Genomic DNA, 20,120 nt, shown 5'->3' with positions numbered 1-20,120 from the left:
ATCATGGAATCAAAACAAAAAATCGGTTGGAATGTCATTCGGACTATTCTGTTTATTGTGATCGGGTTGATGAACACAGTTTTTATCAAAGCAGAGGATGTGGGAAGTTTCAAAAATTACCTAGGCTATGTTTTATTGGTGTTGGGCTTGATAGATGCCTTTTTTCTTATTCGTTCAAAAGTCAATTCTGCAAAAAGAAGTTAGGCAATAGAGGCTTTTTCTCTTGTGGATGGATTCCAAAATGAATCTTCTTATCTTTTATGAGACTTTCTCCTTTCATTTAATTAATTCAAGATGGCCTACGATCAATATTTAGCAGATAGAATTCGAAGAGTTTTGAATGAGAAAAAAGTTGCTTTTCAAGATAAGCCGATGATGGGAGGATTAATGTTTTCAGTCGATGGCAAAATGCTTTGCGGAATTCATGTGGACAAAAAATCTAAAAATAGTCTCCTGATGACAAGAGTAGGTGAAACTGCCTACGAGAAACACATTCATAAAGAAGAATGCCTTCCCATGGATTTTACCGGTCGTCCCATGAAAGGCTATTTATTTATAACACCTATGGGCTTTGATTTAGATGAAGGTCTAGAAAATTGGATACAGCTTGCTTTGGAGTTTAATCCTTTGGCAAAATCAAGTCAAAAACGAAAGAAATCCTGAGCTCTTGGCAAGAAAGCTTCACCTATAAAATTCATGGAAAACAGAAACAAAGTCTACATAGGAGCAAGTTTGGACGGTTTTATCGCAGATAAAGAAGGAGGGATTGATTGGTTGGATTCCATTCCAAATACAGATCAAATTGATATGGGGTACAGAGCATTTATGGCTCAAGTGGATGCCTTGCTGATGGGTAGAAATACCTTCGAGACAGTCTGCGGATTTGATATTGATTGGCCTTATGAAAAACCTGTCTTCGTTTTGAGCAATACCTTGAAACAAATTCCGGAACCTTTTCATGACAAAGCCATCTTGGTCAGTGGTCCTCTACAAAAAGTGCTTGACGAGATTCATGAGCAGGGCTATCACCGATTATACATTGATGGCGGAAAGACGATTCAGAGTTTTCTGCGAGAAGATTTGATTGATGAAATGACCATTACCACCATTCCAATTCTTTTAGGATCTGGCATTTCCTTATTTGGGGAATTGCCCAAGCCATTACTTTTTGAATGTGTATCCTCCCAGATTTTTTTGGGGAAAATTGTTCAAAGTCATTACGTAAGAAAAAGACATTCCGGATTTTAGAATCTGATTTTCAAGAAATCTATTTTCTGCCTAGACGTTTGAAAACTTCCAAATACTGCTCAGTGACAGAATCCCAATTGTATTTTTGAGTAAGTCCGGATCGTGCGGTCTTTCGTAAATTTTCCAGTTCCTGAGGATTCTTCTCGGCTCTTTCCACCAATTCCTTCACAGAATCTTCATTTTTTTCAAAAAACCAGCCATGCTTTCCATTTTGAAGCATCTCCTTGTTGAATGGAGTGTTGAGTGCCAAAATCGCACAGCCATAACCCAAGGCTTTGAGCATAGCCGGATTAGTGCCGCCATACTCATGTCCATGAAAGTAAGCGTAACAATGTGAATACAAAGCAGCCAGTTCCAAAGGATCGGTTACATAGCCTGTGAATAGCAATCTTGGATCCTGAATTTCTTTTAATCGATTGGCCCAGACATCTTGATAGGGTACATCTCCAACAACAACCAATTTCCGATTGGAATCGGATTTCAAAAATCCTTCGATGATCAGATCCGCATTGTTATCAGGCACTAGCCTACCCACAATCAAATAATAACTCCGGCTTTCAAGTTGCCATTTGGCAATGGGTTCTGAGGAAACAGATTCTTTTGGATTGGCGCCGTATGCGATGACAACAGAATCCTTTTTAAAAAGCTCCAAATAAACGCGCCGCATCTCATCCGAGTCGTTGATGATTTGATCGTAAAACTTGGTTGCCAATTTGGATGCCCAGTAAAAATACTTGGACCCAAGTCCTTTCCATTTTGGTCGAAGCCATTCCAATCCATCCACGTTTATGGCAGTGGGTTTGCCAAAAAGACGAGCTAATAGCCCGAATGGTCCATTCCCTGAATTGACCACAAAAATTACATCCACATCAGAGAAGCAAGCGTGGATCATGGAAAAGAAAGTATGCGTCAGTTGCGTTAGGCTCTTGGACTCTATGGCAGGTGTATAAATGCATTCAATTCCATTCACCCAACGAGGTTTTTTTGGAAATAAAGCCCGGTGATTGTAAACCCGAACATGTACTCCTTTAACAACAAGGCGCTCTCCCAATTCCTTGATCATCGTATCATAGCCACCATAGACATAGGGATAGCCTTTGGCTCCCATGATGGCAACTTTCAATTTCTTTTCAGTTGTTGCCATAGGTGGTTTTTGATATTTTTTTTGAAAGCTTCCAAACTAAATTCTTTCAATACCCTGTTCTGCCCTTCTTTACCCAATTTTTCACGTAAATCTTTCCCTTCAATCAATTGGCTAAGAACCACTACTCCCTGATTCACATCTCCAATAGGAATGAGGAATCCTGTTTTTCCTTCCTCAACCATTTCAATCGCTCCACCGCTTTGTGTGGCCACTATTGGTTTTCCGGCAGCCATAGCCTCCAAAATAACGGTTGGGAAAGAGTCAGGCAAAGTTGAAGGAAGAACAAAAATATCCAATGAGGCCATGATTTCAGGAATGTCATCCCGAAATCCCAAGTATGAAACTTGCTGGCCTATTCCTTCATTTTGAATTTTTTGAAGGAGTTCGTCAAGGATAGGTTCATAGCCTGGAAAAGGGTCTCCTACTAAGACAAAATGAAGTTGCGGATACTTGGAAATCAACTCTTGAGCCATTTCTAAGAAAAATCCTTGACCTTTTCCAGGATTGATCCGTCCTACCATCCCAATCAAAATTTGATCGGGAGATAATCCTAATTCCTCTCGGAGAGCAGGCTTTGCATTTAAAAAGGGAGCATAGGGAATCCCGTTATAAATGACATTCAACTTGGCTTTTTTTAGTTTGGATTGCCAGTGATTTCCTACTGATTTTGAAACTGCAATGGGATGTGGCGTAGTGGAGTCTAGCATTTTGGACAGCCACCAAACAAGGGGTTTGGGGCCCAATAGAATTTCATGGATATGCCAGGTATGGGGAATTTTCTTCTTATTTGCCCAATATGCTCCAATCACCACAGCAAGCGTATTGGAGTAGACAAATTCGAATTGATAGGTTTGATGAAGTTTTGTAAGAAAATTAAAAGCCTGAAGATTTTTTTGAGCCCTATTGAAAAGTCCCCAAGGACTGAGATATTTTCTTCTTAGAATGCCAAGATTTTGAACGTAAACGGGGATTCCTTCTTTTTCTAAAAGACGTTGAATGGGACCTGCATTTGTGAGTACAACGACCGGCTGAAACCCTTCCTCCTGATACACCCGCAAGACTTGCAGAAAAATCTTTCCTGAGCCATATAGTTCGGATGAACTTTGAAGAAAAAGGATATTTCGGGAATCAGACATGCCGTTTAAAATAGAGGCCTAAAATTCCTGATTTTCCAAAAAAAGTGGAAATAAACTCAATCACCCAAGCCAAAGGCAGAGCCAAAGCTAGCATAAACAATAAACCAAGTGATTTCTTTCGCTTGAGTCGAAGAATGAGATTTTCCCTAAAACCTAAACGGGAAAGCAAGGCTTGAAGCATGCCCAAAACCCCCAAATGGATGGAAAAACTTCTTGAACCTACAGCTACAAATCCCAGTTTTGCTAGTTCCTTTTTCAGTCCCTCTTCAGTCCAATGCGTCAGGTGCTTGGGAATATCCCAATGCATCCAGTTTTTGCCAGCTATGCGTGCCTGCCAAGAATCTGACCGTGGCACTTCAAGGTATAAAATTCCCTTTTCAGCCAAATTTTCTTGAAGCAATTCATTCAGCATGTTTATTGGTTTTGGCAAGTGCTCAAGTACATGATTCAGGGTAATCAGGTCATATTTATTCTCGCCAATAAGCCCTCTTTCATAGAATTGATTCAGGACTTTTACGCCGTATTTTTCCAGGGCAAAATCCGCTCTGGCTTTTTCCGTTTCTATCCCAATACCATCCCAATCTAGTTTTTTGGCCACAGATAGAAACTGGCCTTTTCCTGAACCAAAATCCAATAATCGCTTTGCGGCAGGATTCATTTTTCTTGCACCGATTAGGATTTTTCTAGCCTCACGGAAAATGATCTTTTCAAAAATGGATTGTCTGTTGTCAACGATTTGGTAGACCTCATCCCGGTAGAGTGATGCTTCATCGATTTCATCTGGAATCCAAGTCCATCCAACTCCACAATTGGAGCAAGGAATTATTGAAAAGGATTTTGGAGTTGATTGGGGAGCAGATTGACAGACCGGACAGGAGATTTGCCGCATGGTTTACTTACCGGGATTCAGAATGACCTGATGAAAAGCTTCGATGAATTTTTTTGCCGAAAAGTCCTCAGCTCTCTTTTTACCTTTTTCAATTAATTGAGTTCGGAGACCATTTTCTTGACTCAAAAGTATCATTTTTTTAGTCAAGTCTTCCAAACTCCCGGTTTGGAAAGGCATTCCTGCTCCATCGGCCACCTCCAGCAGGGCTTCTTGGTCGGAGTGAATCACCGGTACACCAAAACCCATGGATTCAACAATTGGAATTCCAAAACCCTCATTTTCCGAAGAAAACACATAAGCAAATGCCTGAGAATATAAGGCTTTTACAGCCCCATCGCTGACATATCCAGGAAGAATTACCTGATTTTCCAATTGAAGTTCTTCCACCAATTTTTTTACAATAGGAAAATCATCCATTTGCTTGCTTTGGCCGGGACCTCCGGCCAAAACCAACTTTTTATCAGATCCAGTTTGGGTTAAAAATCCTGCAAAGGCTTTGACGAGCAAGGGAAGATTTTTTCGACGATCAAAAGTTCCAATATGAAGAAAATAGCCATCTTTCTCCAATTGGTGATTTTTAAGAATAGCCGGCTCACTCGGGTCATGCAGCATTTTAGGCGCTTGATAGATGACAGCAATCGGCCAATCATTTCCCAAATATTGAATCAGTGATTTTTTGGAATAGTAAGTAGTGGTGATGATTTCTGTGTTCTCTTTAAGTCCTTTAGCAATGAGGTTAAGAAAGTACTTTCGCCACCACCTTGGGTAATTTTGGGGCATTTGCCAAAAAAAGGCATCATGGAAAACAGTGAGCCGCCGACAATTCAGCGAAGCCGCAGGAGAAACAAAATCCGGACAGATGAGTACGTCGGGTTTATGTTTTTTTACCAAATCGGGAAGTTGGAATTCTTTCCACCGTAGATAATCCAAATGGTAATTCAGTCGCTGAATTTTGGATTGAGGAAATTTATAGTTGTTGTCTGCTGCTTGTTTTTCGGGCTCATGCGTAAATATCCAATGGACGTCGGGATGGTTATACCTTCGAGCAGCTTTTGCCAGTTCCATCATGTAGGTTTTGATCCCTGAAGTGGCGACGTTTAAATATTGGAGGTCAAGCAGGACTTTCATGCCCGCTCAAGTTCAGTAATTTTTTCAAAGGGAGAAAACCTCATGCATTTAAAAATAGTGGAGGCTTCGATCTTATAATTGGATTAGCTTGCCTTTAGCTTCAATTCTCCGTGGCGCTTAATCACCCGAATTCCGAAATGCTGATTGATAAAAGCTTTGCAATGATTTTCAGCCCATTCTGCACGAGATTCAGTATCGTAAAGAATGGTCATCCTGAGCATGGTTTTGACATAAGGCTCAAATTGGCCCAATTCCCGAATGTATTGGATGAAAGTTCTTTCCCAGTCTTCTTTGAATTTATCAAAGTGGGACTTCCCGTCAAAAAGCAATTCCAACTGATTATCCCCGTTCAAATAGCGGTAAATTCCACATAGTTGACGGTAAATCAGACGAATCCTATCCATAGGAAATTCGAAATTATCCAAAATAGCTGCATAAGTGGAATCCATCAATTGCAGTGGATTGTACAAATAGGTATAGGAGCGCTTGAGCTCATAAACCATCTGTTCCAAAAGCTCTTCCTCCATGGCGAATTGTGCCTGACGGAGGATGTAGTTTTTGTCTAAAGGGAAAAGCTTTTGGATCATGATAAAAAGAATTGAAGCAAAAATAGAAAAAATCCACTTATCAGTGAAATCTCTGGGCCACTTGCAGTGGTTTTGCCAAATATTATTTTAAGATTTTGCCAATCACCAATCTGCTGGTCTTCTGGCTTGATAGGCTGCCATTTTATCCAAAAGTTCGGCGGGGTCATCAGAAATAATTACCAATTCTTCCTGCTCTGGATATAAGAAGCCTTGATCCTTTGCATGTTTGAGAAAGTCGATCAGCTTATCGAAATATCCATTCACATTATACAGGCCCAAAGGCTTTTGGATATAGTGCAGCTGGTTTAAGGTCATAATTTCAAAGAGTTCCTCCAAAGTCCCAATTCCTCCCGGCATAGCAATAAATCCATCTCCGCGTTCTGCCATGAGCCATTTTCGGTCCCGCATTGTCTCCACAATGATTAATTCCGTGCATCCGTTATGCGCCACTTCCCGATCCACGAGCTTTTGAGGGATGACACCCAAAACTTCCTGCCCGGCAGCTAACATCTCATCGGCGATCACCCCCATCAGTCCGACTCTTCCTGCTCCATAAACCAAGGATAAGTCTCTTCGAATCATTTCCTGAGCCAATGCCTTTGCCCCTACTTCAAAAGCTGGTGAGTTTCCTTTTCTTGATCCGCAATAAATGGTAATCTTTTTCATGATTCGGTATAAAAAATGAATTCTCAAGATAGCCGATTGATCAGGATTGGCAATGCCCAACTTGAAATATGGGCAGATTTTTTCCCTTGGATTTTTCTAATTTTGGGGATGAAAATTTGCTTCGCTACCAATAATCCCAAGAAAATCGAAGAGGTGAAGGCGGCCTTAGAAGGAAAGGTTGAAATTGTTTCGCTTCGTGAAATTGGCTGTCAGGAAGAATTACCCGAAACCGGAGATACGCTCGATCACAATGCTTTTCAAAAAGCCAGGTATGTGAAAGATCATTATGGGGTGGATTGCTTCGCAGATGATACTGGACTGGAAGTGGACGCGCTTCAAGGTGCTCCAGGAGTTTATTCGGGTCGGTATGCGGGTGAACCGAGATCCGATGAGCGAAATGTAGATTTGCTTTTGAAGAATATGGAGGGTAAGCCCAATCGAAAAGCTCAGTTTCGAACAGTGATTGCCCTTATTTTAGAAGGGGAAGAATATTCCTTTGAGGGGGTGGCAAAAGGGGAAATAATTGAACAGCGGAGAGGATCGCAAGGCTTTGGATATGATCCCGTTTTTGTACCAGAAGGAAAAAGTGAAACATTTGCTGAATTGAGTTTAGAGGAAAAAAACAAGATTTCCCATCGTGGAAAGGCTGTAGCTCAGTTAGTAGACTTTTTAAAGCAGAAAAATTCCTAAACTTGTGAGCAAATTCAAACTCATGGGAAGGCCATTCATCGTTGGGATCACCGGAGGATCAGCATCTGGCAAAACACTTTTCTTGGAAAGACTTCTTGGAAGTTTTGAGCCTGGTGAGGTTTGCTTGATCTCCCAAGACAATTACTACAAACCTCGGCATCTTCAGCCCATCGATGCTCAAGGCGTCCACAATTTCGATACTCCTCAAAGTATAGATTTCGAGGCTTATGCTGAAGATATCCGCAAAATTCAAAAGGGAGAAACGGTTTATCGAGAAGAATATACCTTCAACAATGCTGCGAAAAAGCCCAAAATGTTAGCCTTTGAACCTGCGCCGGTTATTGTGGTTGAAGGGATTTTTGTGTTGTACTATCCCGAATTGTCTGATCTTTTGGATTTGAAGGTTTTCATCGATGCCAAGGATCATATCAAACTGAAGAGACGAATCATTCGGGACAAAGTAGAGCGCGGCTATGACCTCGATGATGTCTTGTATCGCTACGAGATGCATGTAATGCCTACCTATGAAAAATACATCAAGCCTTTTAAGAATGATGCGGATTTGATCATTCCGAATAATGATAATTTTGATATGGGCTTAGAAGTCATCCGAACTTACCTTCGAGCCAAATCCTCTCAAAGGCCTTGATTAGTTGGTTTTTGCATAGAAATTATTTCTATATTTGCCCTCCATGAGACAAAAAAGCAATACAAACAAACTTTGGCAGCGAAGACTTACCCTAGTCTTGGCCATGTTGTTGTGCTTTTTTGTGGCCTCTGTGGAGTATGTAGCTGAGCAAGAACCCGTAAAAGTTGAGAATCATCAAAGTTCTGATTCTGGCGATTTTACGGTTCTTAGTATGGCGGTAGATGCTGTAGTACCATTTGCCGTACAGATTACCCAAACAGCGCTTTACTTTATTTATGACATTATCAGTTTCGAGCCACGTACTTTTGTGGTTTCCACTGTTTCCGTTCCCCAGGATAATCAACTGGTTCAGATACTTTTCGAGCGGATTATTTCAACCCAAGGGCCCTAGTCCTACATTTTTCTAATACCAATCTATCGCAGGCAAAAATTTGTCCTGCTACAATCTCTTATTTCTAAAAATCAATTTCAAATTCAATAATTCAATGCAAAACAAAGGAGTCATTGTGTTTTTGACAGTGGTGATTACAGCCTTGTGTCTGTATTATCTGTCATTCACATTTGTTTCAAACGGCATTCAGCAGACAGCTACTGAATATGCCACAGATGCCTCAGGTAACGTAGATTTTGTAAAAAGAAGAGCGTATCTCGATTCAATTTGGAGAGAGCCTGTTTACAACTTCTTGGGGGCAGATTTCACCTATCAGGAAATCAAAGAAACCGAACTAGGTCTTGGTCTTGACCTTCAGGGTGGTATGCACGTTACCTTGGAAGTTTCTCCAGTGGAAATTGTCAAAGGTTTGGCAGGAAATCCAAAGGATGAGGCTTTCAACAAATCCGTAGAAGATGCTCGTCTTGCAGCAAAAACTTCTACAGATAAATATGTCAACTTATTCTATGCAGCTTGGCAGCAAAATAACCCAGGTAGAAACCTGAGCAGCATTTTCGCTACTGCAGCCAACAGAGGTAGAATTTCTTTGGAATCCTCTGATGCCGAAATCTTGGATATTATAGATACCGAGGTAGAAAATGCGATCGAGCGATCTTTCAACATCCTTCGAACTCGTATTGACCGCTTTGGAACGTCTCAGCCTAATATTCAGCGTATCCAGGGAACAGGAAGAATTCAGGTGGAACTTCCAGGCGTGGATAACCAAGAGCGTGTAAGAAAACTCTTGCAAGGTGTAGCTAAGCTTCAATTCTGGGAAGTAGCTGAAGTAAATGAAATCGGTGGTGCTATCGATGCGATTAATGCAGCTTGGGTAGCAGACAATCAAGGTAACACTGAAAGCGAGCAGGATTCTGTATCAATGGAAAACATGTCCGAGGAAGATTCCTTGCGCATGGCTCTTGAGAAGCAATTGGAGCAAATCGATCCATTGAATCAGTCCAATGATATCTCTCCGCTTTACAGCTTAATCCAAGCAAATTATGGTCTTGCTTACCAAGTTCGGGATACTGTGGTAATCAACCGAATTTTGAATAACCCGAATTATAAGTCACTTCTTCCAAGAGACATCAAATTATTGTGGGGAGTTAAGCCAGTAACTCCAGAAGGAACCGATCTTGAAATTCTAGAATTGTATGCGATCAAAACTCCTCGAGGTTCTGATCAGGCTCCTTTGGAAGGAGATGTGGTGACCGATGCTAGACAAGTATTGGATCAAACTTCCAGACCGGCAGTTTCCATGCAAATGAATGCTGAAGGTGCTAGAAAATGGAGAAGCATCACAGCTGCTAATGTGGGTCGACGCATTGCAGTAGTTCTTGATGATTATGTATACACTGCACCAGTTGTGAATGGAGAAATCCCAACCGGTCAGTCTGAAATTTCTGGAACATTCACTCTTCAGGAAGCACAAGACTTGGCGAATATTTTGAAGTCAGGTTCACTTCCAGCACCTACTCAAATCGTAGAGGAAAGCATCATTGGTCCTACTTTGGGTAAGGAAGCTCAAAGTCAGGGTATTATTTCCATGGTTGCCGGTTTGGTATTGGTAGTGCTCTTCATGGTGGCCTACTATGCTAAGGGTGGATTGGTTGCAATCGCAGCCTTGGTGTTCAACATCTTCTTCATCTTGGGAATTTTGGCTCAGTTGGGTACAGCATTGACCTTACCTGGTATCGCCGGTATCGTATTGACTATTGGTATGTCCATTGACGCCAACGTATTGATTTTTGAGCGAATCAAAGAAGAACTTCGAAATGGAGTTGGGTTGATCGCTTCTATCAATGCTGGTTACAATAAGGCTTTCTCTGCCATTTTGGACTCCAACGTGACAACCTTCTTGACAGGAGCAATTTTGTATGCTTTGGGCCAAGGTCCTGTAAAAGGTTTTGCCATCGTATTGATGATCGGTATCGCTTCTTCTTTCTTCTCTGCAGTATTTATCACTCGAGTAATCGTGTCTTGGATGAGTAAGAAAGGCGACAATAGCTCTATCAGTTTTGCTTCACCATTTGCTAAAAATGCACTTTCCAATATCAGCTTTGATTTCTTGAGCAAGAGAAAGACCGCTTACTTGATTTCTTCTGGAATCATTATCATCGGTTTGGGAATTGCTGCTGTAAATGGATTGAAGTTTGGTGTAGACTTTACAGGTGGTCGTTCCTACATCGTTGCTTTCGACGAGGCTGTTGTTCCTTCCGAATTGAAAGTTGGATTGGATGGGGAATTTGAAGGATCAGTTGAGGTGAAAACTTACGGTTCCAACAATGTACTGAAAGTCACTACCTCTTATTTGATCAATGAAGATGATGATGCTTCCAACTTGGAAGTTGAGCAGAAAGTAAAAGAAGGGATCGCAACCGTTACCGGATTTACCTTTACCGAAGATGCTGAGAATCTTCAGGCTGGAGAATTTGCAATTACAGGTTCTTCTAAAGTAGGTGCAACAGTGGCGGATGATATCAAGACTTCTTCTGCTGAGGCCATGATTGTAGCCTTGATTGCTATCTTCTTGTACATCTTGGTACGTTTCCGCAAGTGGCAGTTCTCCTTGGCGTCTATTATTGCCTTGATTCACGATACCTTGTTCGTGATTGCAGCATTTGCCATCGCTTCAGCTTTTGGAGCTACTTTTGAAATCGATCAGGTATTCATCGCTGCGGTCTTGACCGTAATTGGTTACTCAATTAACGATACTGTGATTGTATTTGACCGAATCAGAGAGAATATTGAGCTTCGAGGAACTGGAAAATTGGTAAGCATCTTCAATGAGGCAATCAATTTGACCTTAGGAAGAACTTTGATTACATCTTTTACCACTTTGATCGTGGTCATTGTACTTCTTGTATTCGGTGGAGAAGTGTTGAGAGGATTCTCTTTTGCTTTGTTCATCGGTATCCTTGTAGGTACCTATTCATCCATCTACATCGCTACTCCTATCGTAGTGGATTTGATGAAGCGTGAAATGGATAAGGAAAAAGATGCGAAGAAAGTAGCATAAGCTTCGAAAATAAATAAACAAAAACCCGCCGCGAGATTATTCGAGGCGGGTTTTTTATTTCCAACTATTCTAAATATCAACCAATCAATACTGTAGGCAAACCCCCGGTAATGATAGCCCCGCATTCAATTGGGTCTCCAGACCGTAGAGCTGGTTTTCCACCGATAAAAACGGTATTACTACCTGAATAACAAGCACTGATAGACGGATGATTTTCGGATTCTGGAAGGGCACAATGATGGGTATCGCCAAGAGTAGCTGCAGGAAATCCCCCGATTAATACAGTAGGATTTCCAGGTCCTACAATTGTTCCACCATGATTTGTCTGATCAGAAATTCTTGCTGCTGCTGGCATAAGTCAATTGATTTGGACTATGGATCCTTTTACTTCTGTGACGCCCGAAGATCGTAAGGCTGCTGAAGCGCTTCCTTCTGCATTGATTGAGGCAGAAGCTTTGATCTCGATATTTGTTCCTTCTATTTCAATATCGCCTTCGGACTTTAACGTCAATTTAGTTGGTGAATAAATTTCCACCCCATTTTCGGACATTTGGAATTGATTTCCATTTTCATCTCGTAGAAAAATCCCTGATTCTTCTTCGCTGATTTGAAGAATATTTCCTCTTGGAGTTTCGATTTTGAGCGAAACTTGCTCATCATGAAAGATCATCTTCATACCCGAGCGGGTGAAAATTCCCTTTTGGTGATTATCATCGGAGGATTCCAAGGGTGCAGGTCGTGCGCTACTATATAGTTTACCCAATACAACCGCATCACGAGGATCTTCATTGACAAATCCTACAATGACTTCATCTCCAATTTCTGGATAAAAATAAAAACCTCTTGATGGACCGGCATCAGGCATTGCCATTCTAGCCCATATTCCATCAGACTCATTTTCAATAATTGGAATTAATACTTTTACTCTATATTCTCCTTCCGGATCATTTTCAATGGTGGAGACTTTTCCAAAATGCAAGCCTCTTATACCAGGAATCAATGCATTTGATGATTCAATGGGTTCTGGGGCTAAGGGTAATCCTAATCCCAAAATGGTAAACCATTTATTTTCGGTGACTTCATGTCGGACAGAAGAAACAAAGGATAATCCACCGAAGCGATCACCAAAACCTTTAAGAGAAACAAGGTCTCCGGGCTTGACTTTTTCTGTCCCTTGGATTTTTACAGTACCAATTATTTTAGAAAGTCGATTTCGCATAAGATCACTATCTGCCCATTTTTGGATCTCTTCTTCCTTTCTTTTACCTCCATGATGCAATTGGTGTTGAATCATTCCCAAACTTGAAGCAAGCTCGGAGGAACTGATATTTCCGGGGAAATCAATTCCGGGATCTTGAGCATTTTTCTCAAGAAGACTTTGCTTTGAAAAATCCCAAGAGGTTGAAGAGCTTCCCTCAAATTGAGTTTCGGCATTTATTTCAGCCTCAAATCGTATGATGTTTTTACCGACAGATAATTCCAAAATGGGAGTTTGGTCGAATTCAGAATTAAAAATGTTGACATGCCCATTTTCAACAAAAACGAACTTTCCATTTGCTTTTGAGCGGGAAATGATAAAATCCCAATCACTGCAATAGTACTGCACCATTTGTTCTTGTGTTGGGCCGGAAGGATCAATATCAAAGCTAAGTTTGGGATATTTTTGAATTAAAGATTCGGCAATTTCTGCATCAGAAAAATCTAAAAATGTCCTGTTCTCTCGTTTGACTGCCATTTGAATTGCAGGATCTTTTAATTCTAAACTAAGTTGAACGCGGTCTTTTTGCATTTCTATGCCGTGCTTGGTAATAAAGCCCTCGAAGATTTTGGTTTCCTCCGAATTATATCCGATCAGAATTTCAAGTATCTTCCCAGGAATCAACAATTCCCCGTTGCTCAACTCAAGCTTCCCGGAACTATAGTCTTCTAAAAGTGTAATATGAGCTGATGGCAACTTATCTATACCCTGATCGATGGAAAGTTGTACGACTTTTATGGTTGAGGATAGCTGAGTCCCCTCAGAAATGATACTAAATGTGACGTTTTTGACAGGAAGGGTTCTTCTTTTTGCCATGGGAGTAGAGCTAGTTGAAAATGATATTCTTCTTGAAGGAAGTGTCTTTACTACCTGCTGAAAGTAGTTAACAGGTTGAAAACAAATATCTTAAATATAAAAAAATAAAAGTCTAATCCTTATTCCCACTCAAAAACTCCAGTAGAAATTCGCCGATAATTTCGCTTTAGCTCAGGGTATTGCTCGAGTAATTTGCCAAAGTCTCCATTCGGATCTAAGACAAGTTGAGGCTGTTGAGAATGGATCAATTCAAATAAATGAGCGCGCTGAGTCAGGTCTTTATCTTGATCTAGATAAACCTTGCTTAGGTGATAATTCAAAAATGGACCACCAAGACGATGGTTCAAATAAGCCCCGATTTCATCTCCCAAAATCAGGATGGATTTGTCTGCCGGAAGGGAGGCTTTATAAGCTTTGACTCTGTAATTTTCCTGTACGCTATCATTATTTCCAAAAAACTGCCAGGTGATAACAGGGAGTAAAACAACCAGTGCAAAAAAGCTTATCTGAATGATGATTTTTTTCTGGATCACCAAAAAGAATCTGGTGATCAGATAGCTCAAAACAGGAAGTAAAATGACTAATTGATAGCTTGCTTGGCGTTTTGAAAAGAACAGCGAGCTTCCTGCAAAAAGCAACCAGAAGATCATGATTTGCCGCTGTTTTTGTTGGTTGATGGTGGCTGATGAGGCCAACGAACCTATAAAGTAACCCAAGAAGGCCAAAAGAAGAGGGAAAGCTAAAAGGAGCCCAATCCATTCTAGAGGTTGGTATAGGTATGGTTTTGATTTTAAAAATAAAGGCCAAATTTCGATGTAACTTTCCAGGCCATCCATCCAGAAATAATAGACCGAGATCAGTAAGATAGGTAGGAAGTATCCGGTAAGAGATAGCATCAATTGTCGGAAAGAAAAGCCACTGATAGCGATTCCAACCACAATCAAAAAGGGTAGAAACAATATATAGATTGTATGAAAACCGGTGGCCAAACCACCATAAATCCCGATTAGTAAGGTTGATTCGCTGCTTTCTTTCTGTAAAACCGTTTGTGAAAAAAGCTGGGAAAGTGCCAATATCAAAAAGGTACTACCTAACAAAGCTGGGCTAAGGCTGAGCATATCAAAGCTCATATGAAATAGTGAAAGCAAGATAATAGCGGGTAAATAGGTGTTTTCTGCAAACACTCGATACCGAATCATCGTACGGTTCCAAAGGATTACCTGAAAGATGATGAGAAGTCTACCCAGTATTTCATATACAAGTAGATTCCGTCCAAAAAATCTGTTTATCCACATGAAAATCCCTGCAGAAAGGGGAGCAGTATCATCGAGGATTTCTTGGTAAAGCAAAAAACCATCGGAAAGCCGTTCTCCCAAGACCATCCAACTCAATTGGGTTTTGGTCAGGATGTCATTCGAAAAGAACAAATACAATACGGTCCAAAGGAGTAGGAAAAAGGCTACACCAATGATTCGAAAAGGATCGTTTACTTTGAAAAATTGAAACAAGTTGAGTGGATCAGTTTAGGCTTGAGGCCGAAATTAAAGCTTGCCCAAGTATTTCGCTAAATTTGTACCATAAATACTTCAAATGGAAAGTAAAAGACAACAAAAACATGCAAAACTCCTGCAGAAGGAGCTTGGAGAAATTTTCCAAAAGGAAGCAAAACCCCTCGTTGGAAAAGCTATGGTTACGGTTACAAGGGTTTTTGTAAGCCCCGACCTGAGTGTAGCAAAGGTTTACCTGAGTTTTTTGCTGGCAGATACTAATTCGATCTACGAATTAATTCAAGAGCATAAAAAAGAAATTAGGCATCATTTGGCTAGACGAATCGGCAAGTCTGTAAGGATTATTCCCGAATTGGCATTTTTCCCCGATGAATCTGCGGCTTATGCCCAGCATATGGATCAAATAATTTCGGATTTGGACATTCCTCCGGCTCCGGAAGAAGAGGATGAAGAAGAAGATTATTAAAACCTCCACTGTTGAACTTAAGCTATTTCATAGCAGCCCGGTATTTTCGCAGTAAGAAGAAGCGAAATTTCATTACTGTACTGTCAACTATTTCCATGATTGGAGTGGCAGTCGGGACGATGGCTTTGGTCATTGTCATGTCGGTATTTAATGGTTTGGAGGATTTGATCCGGGGATTATTTGCCAGCTTCGATGCTGAATTGAAAGTGGAGGCTGTGCTTGGGAAAAGCTTTGAAGCTTCACCGGATTGGCTAAATGATATTCGTGAAGTAGAGGGAGTAGCGGTATTGACCGAAGTCATTGAAGACCATGCCTTGTTTGATTACAATGGCAATCAGCTTGTAGCTACGATCAAAGGCGTTTCTGATAATTTTTTGGAGCAGGAGCGGTTTTCCCAAGGATATTTTTGGGGAGATACCACCTTGGGGACTGACTTGAGGCCCGGAGCCATTATGGGTCGAGGGGTTGGATTTTTCCTTTCGGTTAACCTTAAGGATATCAATGTGCCCCTCAAAGTTTACTATCCTAGAGCTCCTCGAAGTGCAGCGACTCTAAACCCTAATCAGTTGTATTCTTCGGCTTCGCTTGAGCCTGTGGCTTTCTTCTCTGTAGAGCGACAATTTGATGATGAATATGTCATTGCTCCTTTAAACTTCACCAAGGATTTATTGAATTATGGGTCTAGAAGAACTTCCTTGGAAATCAAAGTTGCAGATGGATATAGCGTTCAGGAAGTTCAAAGAAATCTAAAAGATCACTTAGGACCTGATTTTTCAGTCAAGAATACCGATGAGCAACATGCAGATTTGCTTCGAACTGTCAAGTTGGAAAAGCTTTTCGTTTTTCTGACGCTGAGCTTTATCTTGGCCATTGCCTCCTTCAATATTTTCTTTTCACTTAGCATGCTGGCAATCGAAAAGAAAAAGGACATTGCCATTTTGAAAGCGATGGGAGCAAAGGATGCTTTGATTCGAGCCATATTTTTAAAACAAGGCGGAATGATTGCCGTTAGTGGGGCCTTGGTTGGTTTGATCTTAGGCTTTTTGGTGGTTTGGCTTCAGGAAAGTTATGGTTTGGTTTCCCTAGGGATTGCTTCTGCAGTGGTAGAATCTTATCCTGTTCGAATGATTTGGACAGATTTTGCCTGGATAAATGTAGCAGTCATCCTCATTACTTTAGTCGCTTCTTGGCGTCCGGCTTGGATAGCTTCTCGGGTGGAGACGACTCGCGAACTTTAGTCTGAACCGCAAATTTTTTCAGCTACTGATTCAATTCCCATCATTCCCAATTCCTGCGCTTTTTGAATATCGTTACAGGCCTCAACAGATCGCTCCAGTCTATGCAGCGTAATTCCCCGATGGTAGTAGGCACTTGGGTCTTCAGGGTCCAGGGCGATCAATTGAATGAAATCGGCAAGTGCGGCCTCTACCTTATTTTGGTAGTATCTTGACTGGCCTCGCCCTAAAAGCGTCTCATAATCGTTTTCAAGAATGAATAGAACCTCTGAAAAATCCCGCTCTGCCTGTTCCCAGTTTTTGAGTTTGGCGTGGGTCTTAGCTCGGTAAAACCAGTTTTCGCTATCCTCAGGATGAATTTCAATTGCTGCTGAAAAATCATCTAAAGCTCCTTGCCAATCTTCTTGTGAAAACTTATAAAACCCCCTAAGCTTCCAAGCTTGAGGATTTTCGGGATCTTGAGAAATTGCCTGAGTTAAGTTTTCTAATTGGGCCCGATCTCCTCCATTTTCCAAAATAAGAAGTCTTTGCTTTGCCAAATAGTGATTAGGCTTCAGTTCGAGTGCCTTTTTAAGGGAAAGTTTAGCCTCTTCATTTCTTCCCAAATCCATCAGTGCATTTCCCTTTTCAGAAAAAAAATCTGCTTCATTGGAATTGAAAGTGATGGCGGAGTCCAAATAGGAAAGAGCCGTTTCTGGGTCTTTTTGGCTTAGCTTAACCAATCCTAAATAGTATAAAACGTCTGATGGATTTTCCGTTTGGGCTGTTGTGATCGAAGAAAAGCCTTGATCTGTTGAAGATCGGCGGTAAATAACCTGGGTAGTTTCCCCTTTGGGTAAATAGCGGTATGTTAAAAAGTCTTTTTCTGCTGCCTCATATCGACCCAAACTGAGAAATAGCCTTCCTCTGCTGAAATAAACAGGAGCCATTTCTGGATTTAGAGAAATAGCTTTTTGATAATTTTCCAAGGCTAATTGGGGACTCTCTATTCCATCAAATTGTTCAAATACTTGTCCTAAATACCAATAGCCCATGGGATCTGCTGGGTTTTGTTGAGTCCAACTTTCGAAATGTAGGTATGCGGTCTCCCAGTCTTCCCGATCAAAGGCTTCTATCCCCAAATCATAGTCATTTTGGGATTGACAAATCCCTAAAAAGGGCAGAGAAATAAAAAATGAGGCTGTTAAAATTGTCGAAAGAGTGACTTTCATAGTTGGATACTTGTGAGTAATCAATTTATGATGACGAAAGTTAAAGTTTTTGAATGCGAGTTTCAAAAAGGTCTACTAAAAAAATAAATATTCAGGTTCAGTTCTGGATTTATTATCAGATTATGCAATGTTTCGATTCAGATTTATGGTCAAAGAATGCAAAGAATTAATGAAACGGGCAGTATTGTCAAATCAGGCCTTCGAGGGAGATTGGAAAAAGCTTTGAATAAAATCCTTAAAAAATCGGGTTAAATTTGCCCTTAGGCATATTTATTGAATGCTGCAGTCCAACCCCAAAAACTAACTTAAAAATGAGAAGTCTTAAAGGTAGTCTGCTAGTCTGCTTTTTATTGTTGACAGGTACCCTTTTCGCACAGTCTGCCAACGAACAGCAGGGATCGCTTCAGTCTGGTACCATCGATTCCCAATTTGATTATCTATATAGTATTTCGAATAATTATCAGGAATACAAGGTAGTTCGCAGAAGCTACTTGGATCAACTCAAATCTAATGTGATGGACTCCATTCGAACCATGCGAGGGGAGGTTCTGGAAATGAAGGGTGAGGTCCAGGCACGTCAAGACTCCATACAATCCATTCAGGCTTTATTGAATCAGACAGAGGCCGAAAAGCAAGAAGCAATAGAAGCCAAAGACAATTTTTCCTTCTTAGGAATGGGAATTCATAAGGCTGTTTACTCCACGTTCATGTGGATTTTGGTGGCAGCTCTAGCTGTAGCGCTTGCATTTTTCTCCTTCAAATATTTCCGAAGCTTCACCAAAATCAAGCGAGCTGAAAAAGACTTGATGGATTTGCAGGAAGAGTTTGAGCAGCATCGAAAGAATACTTTAGAGCGGGAGAGAAAGCTGAAGCGAGAGTTGATCGATGCTCAAATGGGCAAGTCTTAAGAATCAAATAAAGTCATGATCGAAGTAGATTATGCAGTAATTGGACTTGGTGCTGTAGGTTCTGCAGCACTTTATTTTTTGTCAAAAAATGGATCGAATGTCCTTGGAATAGATCGATTTGATCCGCCCCATTCCATGGGTTCTTCTCATGGTGAGACTCGCATCACTCGCTTGGCCGTAGGAGAAGGGCAAGAATATGTGCAATTTGCCAAACGTTCGCAGCAAATTTGGAGGGAATTAGAGCAGCTTACCCAAGAAGACCTTTTTCGTCAAGTCGGCGGAATTTTAATCGAATCAGGTGAGCAGCCTTGGGTCAAATACGGGGGCTCGAGCTTTTTCGATAAGACTTGTACTTATGCGGATTCAGAGTCCATTCCCCACGAAATACTTCGCCAAGGAGACCTAACCAAAAGGTTTCCAGCCTTTGAAACCGGGTCGAAAGCAAGAGCCTATTTCGAGCCTAGCGCAGGATATGTTTTTCCAGAAAAAATTATCCGATCGCAATTGGATTTAGCTGCAAAAAATGGAGCTAAGATTCGGGTTCATCAGCCTGTACAAGCTATTCGACAGCGAGAAGGCTGGGTAGAAATCCAACTTCGAGAAGAAAGCATTCGAGCAAAAAAAGTCCTGATTTCAGCAGGAGGCTGGGTCAAGGATTTTTTAGATGAAAATGAAAAGCCAAAATTTAAAATATGCCGTCAAGTTCTGCATTGGGTAAAACTTGAAAAGGGAGGCCCGATGGAATCTATCAAGTCGGTATTTATGTGGGGATATGGACAGGAGCCTACCGATTTTTTATATGGCTTTCCAAGCTTAGATGGAGAAACAATCAAGGTTGCTACAGAGCAGTTTGATGAAATTCCTCATCCGAGTTTTCTCGATCGGACGATTAGTAAGGAGGAGCAACAACGATTTTTATCGGCAAAAATTAATGGAAAATTCCATGGTTTGCTTCCGGAAATAGAACGGAGCGAGGTTTGTTTTTACACAGTAACAGAGGATGCCAAATTTGTAGTGAAATCACATCCGGAGATGAATCAGGTATTGTTGGTTTCTGCCTGTTCAGGACATGGGTTTAAACATGCCAGTGCTTTGGGTGAGCATTTAGCCTCAAAGTTAGAGGAAGGTTGAT

At 41.0% G+C, this 20,120-nt stretch carries 21 protein-coding genes; 11 read left to right on the top strand and 10 right to left on the bottom strand.

The genetic code is table 11. From position 1 onward, the window contains the following. Positions 1-3: 3 nt before the first annotated feature. From E4S40_RS04885 to E4S40_RS04875, 3 genes are all read left to right on the top strand, one after another. On the top strand, positions 4-204 hold the full coding sequence (locus E4S40_RS04885; protein WP_135071763.1) for a hypothetical protein: 201 nt from the start codon (positions 4-6) through the stop codon (positions 202-204). A gap of 90 nt (positions 205-294) precedes the next feature. Further along, complete coding sequence (locus E4S40_RS04880; protein WP_135071761.1) at positions 295-663, top strand: TfoX/Sxy family protein; 369 nt, start codon at positions 295-297, stop codon at positions 661-663. Positions 664-696: 33 nt separating this feature from the next. After that, positions 697-1,248, top strand: coding sequence for a dihydrofolate reductase family protein (locus tag E4S40_RS04875; protein WP_135071759.1), 552 nt, complete (start codon positions 697-699; stop codon positions 1,246-1,248). A gap of 19 nt (positions 1,249-1,267) precedes the next feature. Here the strand turns inward: E4S40_RS04875 and E4S40_RS04870 are convergent, their stop codons facing one another. The 6 genes from E4S40_RS04870 to E4S40_RS04845 form a co-directional block, all read right to left on the bottom strand. Then, complete coding sequence (locus tag E4S40_RS04870; RefSeq protein WP_135071757.1) at positions 1,268-2,392, bottom strand: glycosyltransferase; 1,125 nt, start codon at positions 2,390-2,392, stop codon at positions 1,268-1,270. Then, entirely contained in the window at positions 2,368-3,528 is a 1,161-nt protein-coding gene (locus E4S40_RS04865) for a glycosyltransferase family 4 protein (RefSeq protein WP_135071755.1), read from the bottom strand. Before E4S40_RS04865 ends, E4S40_RS04870 begins: the two co-directional genes overlap by 25 nt. Next, positions 3,521-4,417, bottom strand: a complete 897-nt coding sequence (locus tag E4S40_RS04860; protein WP_135071753.1) for a class I SAM-dependent methyltransferase — start codon at positions 4,415-4,417, stop codon at positions 3,521-3,523. The genes E4S40_RS04865 and E4S40_RS04860 overlap by 8 nt, the downstream gene beginning before the upstream one ends. Before the next feature lie 3 nt (positions 4,418-4,420). Beyond that, positions 4,421-5,545: a glycosyltransferase family 4 protein gene (locus E4S40_RS04855; protein ID WP_135071751.1), complete on the bottom strand. Its 1,125-nt coding sequence runs from the start codon at positions 5,543-5,545 to the stop codon at positions 4,421-4,423. Between the two features lie 83 nt (positions 5,546-5,628). Continuing rightward, positions 5,629-6,132: a hypothetical protein gene (locus tag E4S40_RS04850; protein ID WP_135071749.1), complete on the bottom strand. Its 504-nt coding sequence runs from the start codon at positions 6,130-6,132 to the stop codon at positions 5,629-5,631. A 102-nt stretch (positions 6,133-6,234) separates the two neighbouring features. After that, positions 6,235-6,798 (bottom strand): LOG family protein, encoded by a 564-nt coding sequence (locus E4S40_RS04845; RefSeq protein ID WP_135071747.1) that lies wholly within the window; start codon positions 6,796-6,798, stop codon positions 6,235-6,237. A 108-nt stretch (positions 6,799-6,906) separates the two neighbouring features. On the opposite strand from E4S40_RS04845, the gene E4S40_RS04840 reads away from it, so the two are divergent. From E4S40_RS04840 to secDF, 4 genes are all read left to right on the top strand, one after another. After that, positions 6,907-7,488: a non-canonical purine NTP diphosphatase gene (locus E4S40_RS04840; RefSeq protein WP_135073067.1), complete on the top strand. Its 582-nt coding sequence runs from the start codon at positions 6,907-6,909 to the stop codon at positions 7,486-7,488. A 22-nt stretch (positions 7,489-7,510) separates the two neighbouring features. Further along, positions 7,511-8,137, top strand: a complete 627-nt coding sequence (udk, locus tag E4S40_RS04835; protein WP_135073065.1) for a uridine kinase — start codon at positions 7,511-7,513, stop codon at positions 8,135-8,137. A 43-nt stretch (positions 8,138-8,180) separates the two neighbouring features. Beyond that, positions 8,181-8,528 carry a hypothetical protein gene (locus E4S40_RS04830; RefSeq protein WP_135071745.1) on the top strand — a complete coding sequence of 116 codons (348 nt, stop codon included), beginning with the start codon at positions 8,181-8,183 and terminating at the stop codon, positions 8,526-8,528. Between the two features lie 94 nt (positions 8,529-8,622). After that, complete coding sequence (secDF, locus tag E4S40_RS04825; RefSeq protein ID WP_135071743.1) at positions 8,623-11,586, top strand: protein translocase subunit SecDF; 2,964 nt, start codon at positions 8,623-8,625, stop codon at positions 11,584-11,586. Positions 11,587-11,662: 76 nt separating this feature from the next. Here secDF and E4S40_RS04820 read toward each other — a convergent pair whose 3' ends face one another. The 3 genes from E4S40_RS04820 to E4S40_RS04810 all read right to left on the bottom strand — a co-directional run bounded on the left by E4S40_RS04820 (position 11,663) and on the right by E4S40_RS04810 (position 15,168). After that, on the bottom strand, positions 11,663-11,941 hold the full coding sequence (locus E4S40_RS04820; RefSeq protein ID WP_135071741.1) for a PAAR domain-containing protein: 279 nt from the start codon (positions 11,939-11,941) through the stop codon (positions 11,663-11,665). 3 nt (positions 11,942-11,944) lie between these two features. Then, positions 11,945-13,660, bottom strand: coding sequence for a type VI secretion system tip protein VgrG (gene vgrG, locus E4S40_RS04815; protein ID WP_135071739.1), 1,716 nt, complete (start codon positions 13,658-13,660; stop codon positions 11,945-11,947). Positions 13,661-13,779: 119 nt separating this feature from the next. Continuing rightward, positions 13,780-15,168 (bottom strand): hypothetical protein, encoded by a 1,389-nt coding sequence (locus E4S40_RS04810; protein ID WP_135071737.1) that lies wholly within the window; start codon positions 15,166-15,168, stop codon positions 13,780-13,782. Between the two features lie 82 nt (positions 15,169-15,250). Between E4S40_RS04810 and rbfA the strand changes: the two genes are divergently transcribed. Both rbfA and E4S40_RS04800 read left to right on the top strand, forming a co-directional pair. Continuing rightward, entirely contained in the window at positions 15,251-15,634 is a 384-nt protein-coding gene (rbfA, locus tag E4S40_RS04805; protein ID WP_135071735.1) for a 30S ribosome-binding factor RbfA, read from the top strand. Between the two features lie 11 nt (positions 15,635-15,645). Next, positions 15,646-16,872, top strand: coding sequence for an FtsX-like permease family protein (locus E4S40_RS04800; protein WP_202615338.1), 1,227 nt, complete (start codon positions 15,646-15,648; stop codon positions 16,870-16,872). Here E4S40_RS04800 and E4S40_RS04795 read toward each other — a convergent pair. Then, positions 16,869-18,080, bottom strand: a complete 1,212-nt coding sequence (locus E4S40_RS04795) for a tetratricopeptide repeat protein (protein ID WP_135071733.1) — start codon at positions 18,078-18,080, stop codon at positions 16,869-16,871. The genes E4S40_RS04800 and E4S40_RS04795 overlap by 4 nt on opposite strands. Before the next feature lie 311 nt (positions 18,081-18,391). Between E4S40_RS04795 and E4S40_RS04790 the strand changes: the two genes are divergently transcribed. Continuing rightward, entirely contained in the window at positions 18,392-18,988 is a 597-nt protein-coding gene (locus tag E4S40_RS04790; RefSeq protein ID WP_135071731.1) for a hypothetical protein, read from the top strand. A 15-nt stretch (positions 18,989-19,003) separates the two neighbouring features. Continuing rightward, complete coding sequence (solA, locus tag E4S40_RS04785) at positions 19,004-20,119, top strand: N-methyl-L-tryptophan oxidase (protein ID WP_135071729.1); 1,116 nt, start codon at positions 19,004-19,006, stop codon at positions 20,117-20,119. Position 20,120: the final 1 nt, after the last annotated feature.

It is taken from the genome of Algoriphagus kandeliae, assembly GCF_004571135.1.
In the GTDB taxonomy this organism is placed as follows: Bacteria; Bacteroidota; Bacteroidia; order Cytophagales; family Cyclobacteriaceae; genus Algoriphagus; species Algoriphagus kandeliae.
The sequence above is the reverse complement of the archived record's forward strand: the minus strand, read 5'-3'. Positions and strand labels throughout refer to the sequence as shown.